Origin of the sequence: Pseudonocardia abyssalis (assembly GCF_019263705.2) — a bacterium.
Classification (GTDB): domain Bacteria; phylum Actinomycetota; class Actinomycetes; order Mycobacteriales; family Pseudonocardiaceae; genus Pseudonocardia; species Pseudonocardia abyssalis.
This window is the reverse complement of the sequence record NZ_JADQDK010000001.1, coordinates 5,851,663-5,867,586: the sequence shown is the minus strand read 5'-3', so window position 1 is coordinate 5,867,586 and position 15,924 is coordinate 5,851,663. Positions and strand designations below refer to the sequence as shown.

Sequence of the window (15,924 nt, the reverse complement as noted above, 5' to 3'; positions counted from 1 at the left end):
GCAGCGCCTAGGCTGACGACGTGACGCTCAGCCCCCCCACCGACGGCCGCCTCCCCGTGGCCAAGACGTTCAAGCTGTACCTGGGCGGGGCGTTCCCGCGATCGGAGTCCGGCCGCGTCTACCCCGTCTCCGACACCAAGGGCCGGTTGCTCGCCCACGCCGCGCAGGCGAGCCGCAAGGACGTCCGCGACGCCGTCGGTGCCGCCCGGGGTGCGTTCGGTGGATGGTCCGGGGCCACCGCGTACAACCGCGGGCAGGTCCTCTACCGCGTCGCGGAGATGCTGCAGGCCCGCCACGACCAGTTCGTCGACGACGTGCTGGCGGCCGAGGGCGGCACCCGCCGGAAGGCCTCGGGTCTCGTCGACGCCGCGATCGACCGTTGGGTCTGGTACGCGGGCTGGACCGACAAGATCGCCGCGGTGCTCGGCTCGGTCAACCCGGTCGCGGGGCCGATGGTGAACTGGTCCGCCCCGGAGCCGACGGGCGTGGTCGGCGTGCTCGCACCGCAGGCGTCGTCGCTGCTGGGTCTCGTCGACGTCGTCGCGCCCGTCCTCGCCGCCGGCTGCACCGCAGTGGTGGTGGCGTCGCAGGAGCGCCCGCTGCCCGCCGTCGGGCTCGGCGAGGTGCTGGCCACCTCCGACGTCCCGGGCGGCGTCGTCAACATCCTCACCGGGTCCACCGCGGAGCTGGCGCCCTGGCTGGCCGCGCACGGCGACGTCCACGCGCTCGACCTCGTCGGCGCACCGGAGGGCATCGCGGTCGAGTGCGAGCGCGCCGCGGCCGGCACCGTGAAGCGGGTGCTGCCCCGCCCGGCCACCGAACCGGACCCGGTTCGCGTACCGGGCATCTCGCGGCTGCGCGCGTTCACCGAGATCAAGACGGTCTGGCACCCGGTCGGTCGCTGACCGGGGCGGGTCCTAGGCTCCTGGCCGTGGCCAGCGACATCGTCCCGATCCAGCTCTCCCTCACCGAGGGCGACCTCGTCACGCTGTGGGCGCCGCGGTGGCGCGAGGACGGCGAGGAGTGGGAGGCCTTCCTCGGCGACGACGACGCGCTGTTCGCCTTCCCCGAGGTGCCGCAGCTCGCGGCGTTCGTCCGCACGGTCCTCGAGCACGACCTGATCGACCACCCCTCGTGGTCGGTCGTGCCGGACCTCACCGTCGCCGAGCTGACACCCGAGGACACCCAGACCTACGACGTCATCGGCGTGCCCGAGCTGGTCGCCGAGGACGCCGACCAGTGGACGATCGGCGAGCTGGGCGAGATCGTCGACATGCTGCGCTCGATCGCCGACGTCTGCGGGCTCGACGTCGTCACCGAGGTGCTCGACTCCGCGCCCGGGTTCGGGCTGCTCCGCCAGGGCACGTTGCCGTTCGTCGGCCGCGAGGGCGGGCGGCAGTGGACCGAGCTGGCCGATGTGGTCGCCGCGCGGTGGGACGACGTGATCGACGCCCTCGACGACCTCGTCGACACCCCCGAGGTCGACGCCGCGGCCCTCGCCGCGGCGGAGAAGGAGGTGACCGCGGCCGTCGTGCCCGTCGAGGACACCGACGCGGTCGCGCCCGCCGACGACACCGACGACGCCGACGACGCCGAGGAGCCGACGGGCTTCTGGGACGAGGTCGGCATCCACCCGATCCGGATCACCACCCGCGACGGGGAGTTCGTGTCGCTGCGCTGCTTCCTCGACGACAAGCCGGTGTTCCTGGGCAGCGGCGGCGCCGTCGAGGTGTTCGGCAGCGAGCGCGCGCTGGCCCGCTGGATCGGCGAGGACGGCGCGGACGGCCACGACCTCACGGTCGCGTCCACGTGGCCCGACGTCGTCGCGAAGGCCACGGTGGGCGAGCTGGAGGTCGAGGTCCACGAGCTCGACACCTACGTTCTCACCGGGCTGGCCGACGACATCGCCGAAGGCGTCGGCGCCGTCGACGCGACGCAGCTGGAGCAGGCCATCGAGCTGATCCGCGACGTCGGCGAGTGGGCGGGCGACGACGAGCCAGCCGAGGCGCTGGCGGAGAACCAGCCGCTGGGCTGGCTCGTGTCGTTCGTGGTGCGCCCGAACCCGACCCGCCTGGCCCCGAGCGCCCCGTTCGACCGGGAGTCGGCGCGGTTCCGCGAGCTCGTCGAGGACCTGTCCGGGCGCCTGCACCAGAACTAGGCCTGCAGGGCCGCGTACCCCGGCTTGATCACGTCGTTGATCAGCGCCAGCCGCTCGTCGAACCCGATGAACGCCGACTTCATGGCGTTGACGGTGAACCACTGCAGATCGGCCCAGGTGTAGCCGAAGGTCTCGGCGAGCCCGGCCAGCTCCCGGCTCATCGAGATGTCGGACATCAGCCGGTTGTCGGTGTTGACCGTGACCCGGAACCGCAGCTTCGCCAGGAGGCCGATCGGGTGCTCGGCCGGCGACCTCGTCGCGCCCGTGTGCAGGTTCGAGGTCGGGCACATCTCCAGCGGGATCCGCATGTCCCGGACGTACGCGGCGAGGCGGCCGAGGGTGGCGTCGCCGTTGTCGTCGACGGTGATGTCGTCGACGATCCGGACGCCGTGCCCGAGCCGGTCGGCCCCGCACCACTGCAGCGCCTCCCAGATCGACGGCAGCCCGAACGCCTCGCCCGCATGGATCGTGAAGTGCCCGTTCTGCTGGCGGACGTACTCGAACGCGTCGAGGTGGCGCGTGGGCGGGAACCCGGCCTCGGCGCCCGCGATGTCGAAGCCGACGACGCCGGTGTCGCGGTAGCGGATCGCCAGCTCGGCGATCTCCCGGGACCGCGCGGCGTGCCGCATGGCCGTCAGCAGGCAGCCGACCCGGATCCGGCGCCCCCGCTCCGCCGCCCGCCCGCTGCCGACGCGGAAGCCCTCCAGCACCGCCTCCACGACCGCGGGCAGCTCCAGGCCGCCCTCCACGTGCAGTTCGGGGGCGAAGCGCACCTCGGCGTAGACGACGCCGTCGTCGGCGAGGTCCTCGGCGCACTCGGCGGCGACGCGGACCAGCGCGTCGGCGGTCTGCATCACGCCGACGGTGTGCCCGAACGTCTCCAGATAGCGCACGAGTGACCCGGAGTGCGCGGCGTCGAGGAACCAGCGGCCCAGCGCCGGAACGTCGACGGTCGGTAGCGGGCCGTAACCGACGGCGTCGGCGAGCTCGACCACCGTGGCCGGGCGCAATCCACCGTCGAGGTGGTCGTGGAGCAGTACCTTGGGTGCGTCGCGGACGGTCTCGAGGTTCAGGGGTACGGGCACGTGCTGAACCTAGAACACCACGTCACGGCGCTCTCCCCGGCCGGCCGGACTGGTCCGTACGGGCGATGCCGCCTCCGAACGGGGAGCCGCGGGCGGGTGATCACCGGCCATCGCTACGCTGAGTGCTCCCGCCCGCTCAGAGGAAGCTCCCCGCCGCCATGAGCAATGACTCGATCCAGTCGTTCGACCGCATGCGCGGAATGCTCGTGCGCGCTGCGGAGATCCGCGACAGCGAGCAGCAGCAGATCTTCGACTCCCTCGACGAGATCCACGCCCGGCTCGCCGCGCTCGACGCGCTCGGCACCGTGCGCAAGCGGCTCACCGAGCTGCCCGACCGCACCGAGGTCAGCGTCCTCGCCGAGCGCCTCGACGAGACCGTCGCCAAGCTCGACGCCCAGGACGCCACGCTCGCCTCGGTGATGCGGGCCCTGGAGGCGCTGCCCGACAAGCTCGCCAAGCCGTTCGCCCAGCTCGACGGCCGCCTCGACGGCATGGCCGGGCGCATGGAGGGCATCTCCGGGCGCATGGACGGTCTCGACGACCGCCTCGGCGGCCTGCACAAGCGCCTCGACGACCTCGACAACCGCCTCGACCGCCACGAGATGCGCCTCGACGCGATGCCGTCCTCGGTCGGCACCCCGATCAAGGAGCGGATCGAGGGCATCGAGCGCGTCGTCCGCGAGCAGCTCGACGGCGCCTCCCGCGCGTTCGACGAGACCGGCGAGGGCCTGCGCAACCTGCTCGGCGACACCAGCGTCGGCCTGCACCGCCGCCTGGAGGACCTGGCCGGGCGCCCCGCCGTCGACCCGACGGAGCCGCTCGACGGCCTCGCCGCCCGCCTGGAGTCGCTCGCGGCCCGGCTCGACGCGGTCGACCAGGCCGTCACCGACCGGCTGGAGTCGCTCGACAAGGCGGTCGACGGCAGGTTCGGCTCCCTCGACGGCCGCCTCGACGAGAAGCTCGCCCGCCTCGACGCCGTGCTGGTCGAGCGCCCCGACGCCGCCGAGGTGCGCGCGCTGGTGGAGCGGGCCAACGAGGAGTCCGAGCGGCGCAACGGCGGGCAGCTCGACGAGGCCATGGCCACGTTCGCCGAGCTCATCCTGGGCCGCGGCGGCCAGCCCCAGTCCCCGCCCCCGCCGCCCCGCCCGACCCAGCGGCGCTCGTCGCGCAAGGTCACGGTGAAGTCGCCGAACGGGGCGAGTGCGGGCGACACGGTCACCGACGACCCCGACGACGACTGACCGCAGCACGCACGGCCGAGGGCCCCGATCCACCGCGGATCGGGGCCCTCTCGCTCGCCGCCCCCGCCCGGCGAGTTCGCCGCCCCCGCCCGGCGAGTTCGCCGCCCCCGCCCGGCGAGTTTGCCGCCCCGCCCGGCGAGTTTGCCGCGCCGCCTCGGCGAGTTCGCCGCTCCGCGAGTCGGGGTGTCGCTGCGCGCGAGTCGGGGTCAGTGCGTCCCACCCGGCGCATGATCGGCCCTGACGGCGGGCGTCAGGGCCGGATCGTGTCCAGGAGCAGGGCCGGGCGCTCGGCCGGCCCGTCGGTGATCCGCAGACCCCCGTCGAGCGCGGCCCGGGCCCCGGCGACGGCGTCGGGGGTGTCGGTGTGCAGCTCCAGCAACGGCGTCCCGACCCGCACCTCGGCCCCCGGGTCGACGAGGAGCAGCACCCCCGCCCCGGCCTGCACGGCATCCTCCTTGCGCGCCCGTCCGGCCCCGAGACGCCAGGCGGCCACCCCGACGGCGAGGGCGTCGGGGGTGAACGTGCCGGAGCGCTCGGCCGTGACGGTCTCCACGTGCGACGCCACCGGCAGCGCCACGGACGGGTCGCCGCCCTGGGCCGCGATCATCGCCTCCCACACCGGGTAGGCAGCGCCGGAGGCGAGCACGTGCGCCGGGTCGACGTCGGTGATCCCCGCGAGCGCGAGCATCTCCCGCGCCAGCGCGACCGTCAGCTCGACGACGTCGGCCGGACCGCCCCCGCGCAACACCTCGACCGACTCGGCGACCTCCAGCGCGTTGCCCGCAGCCCGCCCGAGCGGCACGGACATGTCGGTGACCAGCGCCGTGGTCGCGAGCCCGTGCGCATCCCCGATGTCGACCATCGTCCGCGCCAGCTCGCGTGCCCGGTCGAGGGTCTTCATGAACGCCCCCGACCCGACCTTGACGTCGAGCACCAGCCCGCCCGTGCCCTCCGCGATCTTCTTGCTCATGATCGAGCTCGCGATGAGCGGGATGGACTCGACGGTGCCGGTGACGTCACGCAGCGCGTAGAGCTTACGGTCGGCCGGGGCGAGGGTGGGGGTCGTCGCGCAGATGACCGCGCCGACCGACGCGAGCTGCGCCGCGATCTCCTCCAACGTCAGCGACGCCCGCCAGCCGGGGATCGACTCCAGCTTGTCCAGCGTGCCCCCGGTGTGCCCGAGCCCGCGCCCGGACAGCTGCGGCACCGCCGCCCCGCACGCGGCGACGAGCGGGGCGAGCGGCAGCGTGATCTTGTCGCCGACGCCGCCCGTCGAGTGCTTGTCCACCAGCGGCCTGCCGATGTCGCCGAAGGCCAGCGTCTCCCCGGAGTCGATCATGGCCTGGGTCCAGCGGGCGATCTCGGCGGCGTCCATCCCGTTGAGCAGGATCGCCATCGCCAGCGCGGACATCTGCTCGTCGGCGACGTCACCGCGCGTGTACGCGGCGAGCACCCAGTCGATCTGCTCGTCGGTGAGCCGCCCGCCGTCGCGCTTGGCGGTGATCACGTCGACGGTCGAGAAGCTCATGCGCCGACCGTACGACGCGCCGTGCCCCGCCCCACGCGCACCCTGCACCCCGACGTGCACCGTCGAGGATGCGCGCAGCGGCCCGATGTTCGCGCGGCCGATCCACCCGGCGGACCGCGACTCGCGGGCGCAGAAACAGCGACTCGCGGGCGGGGAAGTAGCGACTCGCGGGGTCAGGTCGGGAGGTGTTCCGGGCCGAACGCGTCGGGGAGGATCTCGCTGAGGGGTCGGATGCCGCGGGGGGTGTCGAGCAAGCAGTCCGGCCCGCCGAACTCGTAGAGCACCTGACGGCACCGCCCGCACGGCATCAGCAGCTCACCCGTGCCCGACCGGCACGCCACCGCGACGAACCGCCCGCCGCCGGTGAGCCGCAGCTGCCCGGCCATCGTGCACTCCGCGCACAGCCCGAGCCCGTAGGAGGCGTTCTCGACGTTGCACCCGGTCACGACGCGGCCGTCGTCGCAGACCGCGGCCGCGCCGACCTGCAGGTGCGAGTAGGGCGCGTACGCCGCCCCGGCGGCGTGCACCGCCGCCGAGCGGAGCGCCGACCAGTCAGTCACATCCACAGTCAGTCACCCTCGCCCCTGCGGTACTCGACGCCGATCGCGGCGGGCGGGCGCAGCCGTTGCGACGCCACCGCCAGCACCAGCAGCGTGACGATCTGCGGCGCGTAGGAGGCGAACTCGCGCGGCACCGTCTCCGTCGAGAAGTAGACCGCGTACACCGCCGCACCCGCGACGAGCGCGATCGCCGCGGTCTGCCAACGCCGTCGCACGACCCACAGCACCGCCAGTCCTACGGCCAGGATCGACGCCCCGTAGAGCAGCGCGTGCACCGCCTCGCCGCCCGCGCGCAGCTGCACGCCGTCGACGTAGCCGAACAGCGCCGAGCCGGCGAGCAGCCCACCGGGCCGCCAGTTGCCGAAGATCATCGCGGCCAGCCCGATGTACCCGCGGCCGCCGGTCTGGCCCTCCAGGTAGCCGAGCTGCCCGGGGTTGAGGGTGAGCGCTGCGCCGCCGAGCCCTGCGAGGCCGCCGGAGACGATCAGCGCGACGTACTTGTAGAAGTAGACCTGCACGCCCAGCGACTCCGCGGCCACCGGGTTCTCCCCGCACGAGCGCAGCCGCAGCCCGAAGCCGGTGCGCCACAGCAGCAGGTAGCTCGCGGGCACCAGCACGAACCCGAGCACGACGAGCGGCGTCAGCCCGGACAGCAGCCCGCCGAGGAGCCCGGCGACGTCGGAGAGCACGACCCGCTGCTCCCGCTCGACGGCGGAGAGCCCGTCGGCGAGCGGCTGCACCGAGAACGTCTCGAACCCCTCCACCCGCGGGCTCTGCCGCGGGTTGCCCGAGATCGGGAGGAACACCAGCGTCGAGAGGTACTTCGTGACGCCGAGTCCCAGCAGCGTGATCGCCACGCCGGAGACGATGTGGTTGACGCCGAACGTCACGGTCGCGACGGCGTGCAGCAGCCCGCCGAGCACCCCGAACACCAGCCCGCCGACGACCGCGGCGTACGGGCCCCACTGGTAGCCGGCCCAGGCCGCACCCCACGTCCCGAGGATCATCATCCCCTCGAGGCCGATGTTGATGACCCCTGCGCGCTCGGCCCACAGCCCGCCCAGCGCGGCGAACAGGATCGGCAGCAGCAGCCGCACCGCGGCCTGGGTGGTGCCGCTGGAGGTCAGCTGGATCTGGCCGGTGAGCGTGGCCGTGATCGCCAGCAGCCCGACACCGATCGCCACGACGAGCGCGGAGCGCGCCCAGCCGGGCAGCGCGGCGACGCTGCGGCCCGCCTTCGCGAGGGTGGCGGTCATGCCGACGGCTCCTTCTCGGTCGCTGACACGTTCTCGGTTCCCGGGACGCTGCGCAGCTGCACCGCGACCCGGCGCTGCTCGGCGGCGAGCTCGTAGCGCCGCACGATCTCGTAGGCGACGACGACCGACAGCACCACCGAGCCCTGCATGATCAGGACGATGTCGCGGGGCACGCCGACGTTGTCGAGCGCGATCGCCGACTTGTCCAGGAACGCCCACAGCAGCGCACCGAACGCCATGCCCGCGGGATGGTTGCGCCCCAGCAGCGCGACCGCCAGGCCGGTGAAGCCGTAGCCCTGCGGCGACGTCAGCGTGTACGCGAAGTCGCGCCCGAGTACCTCCGGCAGACCCGCCAATCCGGCGACCGCACCCGAGAGCACTAGCGCGATGATCACCATCCGCCTCGCGTCGACACCGCCCGCGGTGGCCGCCGTCGCCGACTCCCCGGACGCCCTGAGCTCGAACCCGAACCGCGTGCGGTTGAGCAGGAACCAGTAGCCGACGCCGAGCAGCACGGCCACGGACACCATCCCGAAGACGGTGCCCGCACCGGTGTCGAGTCCCGGGAACTGCCCGCTCGGCTCGATCGGCTTCGTCGAGATGTTGTTGCCCTGCAGCACGCCGAACGAGTCGGGCCGGATGAGGAACGCGATCACGCCGAGCGAGACGGCGTTCAGCATGATCGTGGAGATGACCTCGCTGACCCCGCGGTAGGCCTTGAGCAGCGCGGGGATCCCGGCCCAGACCGCACCGACGAGCACCGCGACGACGATGATCACCAGCGTGTGCAGCACCGGCGGCAGGACGATCAGGCCGCCGACGATCGCGGCCACGCAGGCGGCGAGCCGGTACTGGCCCTCGATACCGATGTTGAACAGCTTCATCTGGAAGCCGATCGCCGCGGCCAGCGCGACGAAGTAGTAGATGGCGGCGCTGTTGACGATGTCGACGGCCGTGGTGCCCTGGCCGACCTGGCCGACCATCACCCCCAGCGCGGTCAGGGGCGACGCCCCGCTGATCACCAGCGCCACCGCGCACAGCGCGGCCGCGAACACGATCGCCAGTACGGGGGGCAGCAGCGCGGTGCGGATGCGGCTGACGGTCATGCCGCGGCTCCGTCGGCACCGGTCATGGCGGTTCCCAGCTCCTCCGGCGTGACCGTCGCGGGGTCGGCGTCGGCCACCAGACGCCCGCGCAGCATCACCTTGATCGAGTCGGACAGGCCGATCAGCTCGTCCAGGTCGGCGCTGACCAGCAGCACCGCGAGGCCGTCGGCGCGCGCCCGGCGCAGCACCTCCCAGATGCCCGCCTGCGCCCCGACGTCGACGCCGCGGGTGGGGTGCGAGGCGATCAGCAGCACCGGGTCGCCGGAGAGCTCGCGCCCGACGATCAGCTTCTGCTGGTTGCCGCCGGACAGCGCCGCCGCGGCGACGTCGACGCTCGGCGTGCGCACGTCGAACTCCTCGACGATGCGCCGGGTGTCGCGGCGGGCGGCCTCGCGGTCGATCAGGCCGTTGTGCGCCACCGGACGACGGCTCTGGTAGCCCAGGATCCGGTTGGCCCACAGCGGCTGCGTGGCGAGCAGCCCGTAGCGGGTGCGGTCCTCCGCGACATAGCCGATGCCGGCCTCGCGGCGCGCCAGCGTGCCGGCGCGGGTGATGTCCCTGCCGGACAACGTGATCGTGCCGTCGGCCGCCCTGCGCATCCCCATGATCGTCTCGACGAGCTCGGTCTGCCCGTTGCCCTCGACGCCCGCGATGCCGAGCACCTCACCCGCGTGCACGACCAGGTCGACGTCGGCGAGCAGCGGCCGGCCCCCGTCGTCGGAGGCCAGCTGCAGGCCCGTCACCCGCAGTACCTCGCGGTCGGTGACCGTGGAGTCGCGGGTCTCCGGGCTGGGCAGCTCGCTGCCGACCATCATCTCGGCCAGCTGCCGGCTCGTGACCGCCTTCGGGTCGGCGGTGCCGACGCTCGTGCCGCGGCGGATCACCGTGATGGAGTCGGCGATCGCGCGCACCTCGTCGAGCTTGTGGGAGATGAACAGGAACGTGAAGCCGTCGGCGCGCATGCCGCGCAGGGTGTCGAACAGGTCGTCGACCTCCTGCGGCACCAGCACGGCGGTCGGCTCGTCGAGGATGATCGTCCGGGCGCCGCGGTAGAGCACCTTGACGATCTCGACGCGCTGCCGGTCGGCGACGCCGAGGCGCTCCACCAGCGTGTCGGGCCGTACGTCGAGCCCGACCGTGCGCGCCAGCTCGGTGATCCGCGCCTTCGCCTTCGCCCCGATGCCGAGCTGCGCCTCCGCCCCGAGCAGGATGTTCTCCGCGACGGTCAGGTTGTCGGCGAGCATGAAGTGCTGGTGCACCATGCCGATCCCGGCCTTGATGGCGTCGGCGGGCGAGCGGAACCGCACCTGATCGCCGTCGACGGTGATCGTCCCCTCGTCGGGCTGCTGGATCCCGTAGAGGATCTTCATCAGCGTCGACTTGCCGGCGCCGTTCTCCCCACACAGCGCATGGACCTCGCCGCGGCGCACCGCCAGGTGGATGTCGCTGTTGGCGACCACCCCCGGGAAGCGCTTGGTGATCCCGGAAAGCTCGACGGCGTAGTCCGTCATGCCACTCCTTGTCGAACGTGCGGGCGCCGGACGTGCGTCGGGGGGCCGGGGCGATCGGCCCCGGCCCCCCGCGTACGGCGATGATGCCCTACTGCGCACCGCTCACGGCGTGCTGTTCACCGTGATGTCGCCGTTGATGATGGCGGCCTTGTAGGCGTCGAGATCGGCGACCAGGTCGTCGACCCCGCCCCCGCTGGTCGAGTACCCCACGCCGTCGACCGACAGGTCGAACGCCGGCGGGATCACCGTCGTGTCACCGGCCGCGACCGCGTTGATGTAGTTGAAGACCGCGACGTCGACGCGCTTGAGCATCGAGGTCATGATCACCTCGTTGGTCGGGGCGTCGACGGTGTTGTACTGGTCGGAGTCGACACCGATCGCGAACTTCGGGGCGTCCGGGGTGGTGGCCGAGGCGACCGCCTCGAACACGCCCTGGCCGGAGCCACCGGCCGCGTGGTAGATCACGTCGGCGCCGCCGTCGAGCTGGCCACGGGTCACCTCGGTGCCGCGGGCCGGGTCGTTGAAGCCGGAGAAGTCGCCGGCGGGCGAGATGTAGTCGACGTCGACCTCGATGTCCGGGGCCACCGCCTTCGCGCCCTGGACGAAGCCCGCCTCGAACGCCTGGATCAGCGGCACCTCGACGCCACCGACGAAGCCGATCTGGCACGACGTCGTGCGCAGCGCGGCCGCCGCGCCGACCAGGAACGAACCCTGCTCGGCGGCGAAGATCAGGCTGGTGACGTTGGGCAGGTCGACGACGGAGTCGACGATCGCGAACTGGGTGTCCGGGAACTCCGCGGCGACCGTCGTCAGCGACTCGGAGTAGGCGAAACCGACCGCGACGATCGGGTTGAAGCCGTCCGTGGCGAGCTGGCGCAGGCGGCTGACGCGCGCGTCCTCGCTCTCGCCGGTGGCCGCAGCCACCTCACGGGTGTTGGCCTGCACCAGGCCGAGCTCGGCGACGGCCTGCTCCAGACCGGCGTAGGCGGAGTCGTTGAACGACTGGTCGCCCCGGCCGCCCACGTCGAACGCGAGGCCGACGCGCAGCGCGCTGGCGTCGGCGTTCGGGGCGATGGGGGCCGCGGTCGGGGCCGCGCCGCCCGCGGCGGCGGGGGCGGGGTTGCGGGCGCACTCCGTGGCGGCCGCGTCACCACCGGCGGCGGGGGTGCCGGTGTCGCGGGCACAGCCCGCGAGGACCAGCGCACTGCTCAGCACTGCTGCTGCGAGTGCCATACCTCTTCTGTTGCGCACGGAAGGGTGCCTCCTGATTCTGACCGGTGCACCTCGTGGGCCCGGGATTCCTTGGGAGCGGCGCAGCGGTGCGCGCGACGGGGAACCGTAAACCCGGCGGGTGGGGGTTGACCATGGCCGTGACCGAATCGTCGGCTCCGGTGGGTGAGCGCCCCCTGCGCACCCGGTGATCGGATGTGCGACATTCGGCCCATGGACGAGGTCACGACGACGGTCGCCGCCCCACCGGAGACGGTGTGGGCACTGGTCACCGACATCACGCGGATGGGCGAGTGGAGCCCGGAGAACACCGGTGGGACATGGACCGGCGGGGCGACGGGCCCGGCCCCCGGAGCCCGGTTCATCGGCCGCAACCGCAAGGGGTGGGTGCGCTGGAGCACCCGCTGCCGCGTCGTGGAGTGCGCGGAGCCGTCCCGGTTCGCGTTCACCGTCGCGGAGAACCGGATGACGTGGGGCTGGCGGCTGGAACCCGCCGACGGCGGTACCCGGCTCACGCAGTGGCGCGACCGCACCGCCCCGCCGAACGTCGCCGTCCGAGCGCTGGTGGCCAGCGGGTTGCTGGGTCGCGACCGCGAACAGCTGATGGTCGACGGGATGCACCGCACGGTGGCTGCGGTGAAGGCGGCGGCGGAACGCTGAGGCCCACCCGGGTGATCGTTCCGAGGTGGGGCTCGATGCGGTCGGAACCGCCGTGGCGCCCACCTCGCAACGGTCGCTGGGGCGGGCGGGACGGAGGGTGGGCATCCGTCCCGCGCCGCTCGCGGAGATCACCGGTGGTCGCCGGGGCGGTTAGAGTCCCCCGCCGTGCGGTGGGTCGCGGTGGTGGGGCTGGTGGTCGGGCTGCTGGTCACGCCGGCGGCAGCCGCCGGGGCCGCCGGGTGTCCGGGGCAGGCCGTTCCCCCGGGCCCGCCCGCCGCGGAGGAGACGGCCGGCGTCGCGCCGTTGGCGGTGCCGTCGGAGCCGGTCGGCGGGCTGGGCGTCTGTGGTGACCGGGTGGCCGGGGGCGGGGCGGTGCCCGCAGAGCTCGATGCGGTGGGGCCCGTCGCCGTGGGGCCCGGCGCGGTGCAGCCCTCCCCCACGGCGTCGTTCGTGCTCGCCGATCTCGACACCGGCGCCGTGCTCGCCGTCCGCGCCCCGCACGCCCGCCACCGCCCGGCATCGACGATCAAGGTGCTGACGGCGATCGTCGCGCTGCGCGACCTCGATCCGGACCTCGTCGTCGAGGGCACCGCGGAGGACCTGCGCATCGACGGGAGCCGCGCGGGCATCGGCCCCGGCGGCCGCTACACGGTGCGGCAACTGCTGGCGGGGATGCTCCTCAACTCCGGCAACGACACCGCGGCCGCGCTGGCCAGGACGCTGGGCGGCGACGCGGCCACCGTCGACGAGATGAGGGCGACCGCCGCGAGCCTGGGCGCCCTGGACACCCGACCGGCCACCCCGTCCGGGCTCGACGGTCCGGGCGGCGCGTCGAGCGCCTACGACCTCGCGCTGCTGTTCCGGGTGGCGCTGCGCGACCCGCTGTTCGCCACGACGATCGCGACGCCCTCGGTGCCGTTCCCCGGTTACGGGGACGTGCCGGGGTTCGAACTGTCCAACTCGAGCCGGTTCCTCACCCGCTACCCCGGCGCACTCGGCGGCAAGACCGGCTTCACCGACGCCGCGCGGCACACGTTCGTCGGGGCGGCGGAGCGCGACGGCAGGCGGCTCGTCGTCGCGCTGGTGCGCGGCGAGCAGTCCCCCGCCCCGATGACGGCGCAGGCCGCGGCACTGCTCGACCTCGGCTTCGCGCTGTCCGCCGACGTCGAGCCGCTCGGTGTACTGGTGGACGAGGCACCCGCGACCACCACCCCGCCCGTGGCCGCCGACCCGGGGACCCCCGTTCCGGACGATCCCGCCCCGGTCGGTCCACTGCTCGTCGGCGGCACGGCGCTGCTGCTCGCGCTACTGACCGCCGCCGCGCTGGTCCGTCGCAGGCGCTGATCGTTCCGGGAAGCGGGCGACACCGGGTCGCGAGCGGGCGCGAGGTCAGTCCCGCCGCCGACCCCGCAGCAGCCCGAACCCGAGCACCCCGGCGATCGCCCCGGCCCCGACGAGCCCGGCCGCGGTACCGGCGGCCGGCCCCGAGCGGACCGTCACCTCCGAGTGGATCACCGCCGGCCCTGGCACCTCGACCTTCTCGTCCTGCTCGTTCTCCCGCGACGTCGCCGCCCAGGCCGTGACGAACAGGATGAAGCGCGAGGTGAAGAACGCGAACACCATCAGACCGATGAACGGGCCGATGATCTGGCCGGTCGGGGAGTTCGTGACCGACGCGAGGTAGACCGTCATGACCTGCTTGAGGACCTCGAACCCGATCGCGCCGAGCACCGCGGCCTTCGCCGCGCTGCGCAGGGTCGCGTGCTCACGGGGCAGCCGGGCGATCACCCACAAGAAGATCAGCCAGTTGGCGGCGAGGCCCAGCAGGATGCCGAACAGGCCGAGGAGGAACTTCGCCCAGCCCTGTTCCGAGAGCCCGACGAACTCCAGGATCGTGCCCGTGAACCCGAACACGAGTCCGGTGATCGCGAACGAGCCGATCATCGCGACGCCGAGGCCGACGAGGGTGAGGAGGTCGAACAGCGTCTTCTTGACGATCGGCGGTGCGGTCGGCGGCTGGCCCCACTGCTCGGACAGCGCCTCTCGCAGGTTCGACATCCAGCCGATCCCGGTGTAGAGCGCGCCGAGCAGGCCGATGATGCCGATCGTGTTGCGGGACATGATCGCGTTGTCGACGATCGGGACGATCAGGTCGTCGAGCCCGGCCGGGGCGTTGGCGCTGATCCCGGCCTTGAGCTGGTCGAGCAGGTCGGGCTGCACGAACAGCACGTAGCCCAGCGCGGCCACCGAGACCAGGATCAGCGGGAACAGCGCCAGCACGGAGAAGTAGGTGATCGCCGCGGCGTAGTGGTCGCCGTGGCGCTCGGTGTAGCGGGCGCCCGCGCGCACGACGTGGTCGAGCCACTCGTACCTCGCCCGCAGCTGCTCGAACTTCGTCGGCTCGGCGGGCTTGTCCGCCTCCACGGCTCTGGCCCGGACGATGTCCGCGTCCTTGTCGACGGCAACAGCCACGCGGCTCACGTCCTCTTCGGTTCGGTTCAGGTCGGGGGAAGGAACCCGATCTTGTCGTGGACGGCGGCCAGTGTCGCGCCGGCGACCTCACGCGCCCGGGTGGCTCCGCGGGCGAGCACCCGGTCGAGCTCGGCCGGGTCGTCCAGATAGCCCTGTACCCGTTCTGCGAGCGGTGCAGTGAAATCCGCGACGATCTCGGCGAGATCCTTCTTCAGGTCGCCGTAGCCCTTGCCCGCGTAGTCGCCCTCCAGCTCGGCGATGGTCCGGCCCGAGAGCGCGGAGTGGATCGTCAGCAGGTTGGAGATCCCCGCCTTGTTCTCGGGGTCGTAGCGGATCTCGCGCTCGGCGTCGGTGACGGCCGAGCGGATCTTCTTCGCGCTGACCTTCGGGTCGTCGAGCAGGTTGACGATGCCGCCGGGCGAGGAGTTCGACTTGCTCATCTTCGCCGACGGGTCCTGCAGGTCCTGGATCTTCGCCGTGCCCGCGAGGATGTACGGCTCGGGCACGACCAGTGTGCGGCCGAAGCGGGAGTTGAAGCGCTGCGCGAGGTCGCGCGTGAGCTCGACGTGCTGGCGCTGGTCCTCGCCCACGGGCACGCGGTCGGCGTTGTAGAGCAGGATGTCGGCGGCCTGCAGGATCGGGTAGGTGAACAGGCCGACGGTGGCGCGGTCGGCCGTCTGCTTCGCCGCCTTGTCCTTGAACTGCGTCATCCGGCTGGCCTCGCCGAACCCGGTGAGGCATCCCAGGACCCACTCCAGGCGGGCGTGCTCGGGCACGTGCGACTGCACGAACACGGTGCATCGGTCGGGATCCAGGCCCAGCGCGAGCAGCTGCGCCACGCCGTTGCGGGTACGGGCGGCGAGCGTCTTCGGGTCGTGCTCGACGGTGATCGCGTGCAGGTCGGGCACGAAGTAGAACGCGTCGTGGTCGTCCTGCAGGGCCACCCACTGCCGCACGGCGCCGAGGTAGTTGCCGAGGTGGAACGAGTCGGCGGTCGGCTGGATGCCGGACAGCACCCGCGGGCGGCGGTCGGTGGGCGTGCTCATGGCGGCCATTGTTCCCGGTGCGTCGACGGGGTTCGATGTCCGGTGCCGGTGCGCCGCTCCGACGTACCGGG

The 15,924-nt window shown here is 73.0% G+C and carries 14 protein-coding genes; 5 read left to right on the top strand and 9 right to left on the bottom strand.

The window, feature by feature from the left end; all coding sequences use genetic code 11:
- Positions 1-20: 20 nt before the first annotated feature.
- Both I4I81_RS28940 and I4I81_RS28935 read left to right on the top strand, forming a co-directional pair.
- Positions 21-905, top strand: coding sequence for an aldehyde dehydrogenase family protein (locus I4I81_RS28940; RefSeq protein ID WP_226363620.1), 885 nt, complete (start codon positions 21-23; stop codon positions 903-905).
- Positions 906-931: 26 nt separating this feature from the next.
- Positions 932-2,158, top strand: a complete 1,227-nt coding sequence (locus I4I81_RS28935; RefSeq protein WP_218604246.1) for a SatS C-terminal domain-containing protein — start codon at positions 932-934, stop codon at positions 2,156-2,158.
- Here the strand turns inward: I4I81_RS28935 and I4I81_RS28930 are convergent.
- Entirely contained in the window at positions 2,155-3,243 is a 1,089-nt protein-coding gene (locus I4I81_RS28930) for an adenosine deaminase (RefSeq protein ID WP_218604245.1), read from the bottom strand. The genes I4I81_RS28935 and I4I81_RS28930 overlap by 4 nt on opposite strands.
- A gap of 158 nt (positions 3,244-3,401) precedes the next feature.
- Between I4I81_RS28930 and I4I81_RS28925 the strand changes: the two genes are divergently transcribed.
- Positions 3,402-4,484: a PA containing protein gene (locus I4I81_RS28925; protein WP_218616467.1), complete on the top strand. Its 1,083-nt coding sequence runs from the start codon at positions 3,402-3,404 to the stop codon at positions 4,482-4,484.
- A 250-nt stretch (positions 4,485-4,734) separates the two neighbouring features.
- Here I4I81_RS28925 and I4I81_RS28920 read toward each other — a convergent pair whose 3' ends face one another.
- The 6 genes from I4I81_RS28920 to I4I81_RS28895 all read right to left on the bottom strand — a co-directional run bounded on the left by I4I81_RS28920 (position 4,735) and on the right by I4I81_RS28895 (position 11,678).
- Complete coding sequence (locus tag I4I81_RS28920) at positions 4,735-6,012, bottom strand: thymidine phosphorylase (protein ID WP_218616466.1); 1,278 nt, start codon at positions 6,010-6,012, stop codon at positions 4,735-4,737.
- Between the two features lie 173 nt (positions 6,013-6,185).
- Positions 6,186-6,572, bottom strand: a complete 387-nt coding sequence (locus I4I81_RS28915; RefSeq protein WP_372478328.1) for a cytidine deaminase — start codon at positions 6,570-6,572, stop codon at positions 6,186-6,188.
- A gap of 8 nt (positions 6,573-6,580) precedes the next feature.
- Complete coding sequence (locus I4I81_RS28910; protein WP_218605401.1) at positions 6,581-7,828, bottom strand: ABC transporter permease; 1,248 nt, start codon at positions 7,826-7,828, stop codon at positions 6,581-6,583.
- The gene (locus I4I81_RS28905) at positions 7,825-8,934 is read right to left on the bottom strand and encodes an ABC transporter permease (protein WP_218605400.1); all 1,110 of its coding nucleotides are present in this window, start codon (positions 8,932-8,934) and stop codon (positions 7,825-7,827) included. Before I4I81_RS28905 ends, I4I81_RS28910 begins: the two co-directional genes overlap by 4 nt.
- The gene (locus tag I4I81_RS28900) at positions 8,931-10,445 is read right to left on the bottom strand and encodes an ABC transporter ATP-binding protein (protein ID WP_218605399.1); all 1,515 of its coding nucleotides are present in this window, start codon (positions 10,443-10,445) and stop codon (positions 8,931-8,933) included. Before I4I81_RS28900 ends, I4I81_RS28905 begins: the two co-directional genes overlap by 4 nt.
- A gap of 102 nt (positions 10,446-10,547) precedes the next feature.
- Positions 10,548-11,678 (bottom strand): BMP family lipoprotein, encoded by a 1,131-nt coding sequence (locus tag I4I81_RS28895; protein ID WP_218616465.1) that lies wholly within the window; start codon positions 11,676-11,678, stop codon positions 10,548-10,550.
- Between the two features lie 210 nt (positions 11,679-11,888).
- On the opposite strand from I4I81_RS28895, the gene I4I81_RS28890 reads away from it, so the two are divergent.
- On the top strand, positions 11,889-12,335 hold the full coding sequence (locus tag I4I81_RS28890; RefSeq protein ID WP_218616464.1) for an SRPBCC family protein: 447 nt from the start codon (positions 11,889-11,891) through the stop codon (positions 12,333-12,335).
- A gap of 165 nt (positions 12,336-12,500) precedes the next feature.
- Complete coding sequence (locus tag I4I81_RS28885) at positions 12,501-13,679, top strand: D-alanyl-D-alanine carboxypeptidase family protein (RefSeq protein WP_218616463.1); 1,179 nt, start codon at positions 12,501-12,503, stop codon at positions 13,677-13,679.
- 45 nt (positions 13,680-13,724) lie between these two features.
- Here the strand turns inward: I4I81_RS28885 and I4I81_RS28880 are convergent, their stop codons facing one another.
- Together I4I81_RS28880 and trpS are read right to left on the bottom strand one after the other, a co-directional pair.
- Positions 13,725-14,807, bottom strand: a complete 1,083-nt coding sequence (locus I4I81_RS28880; RefSeq protein WP_226363619.1) for a YhjD/YihY/BrkB family envelope integrity protein — start codon at positions 14,805-14,807, stop codon at positions 13,725-13,727.
- A gap of 26 nt (positions 14,808-14,833) precedes the next feature.
- Positions 14,834-15,853, bottom strand: coding sequence for a tryptophan--tRNA ligase (gene trpS, locus I4I81_RS28875; protein WP_218601480.1), 1,020 nt, complete (start codon positions 15,851-15,853; stop codon positions 14,834-14,836).
- Positions 15,854-15,924 lie beyond the last annotated feature (71 nt).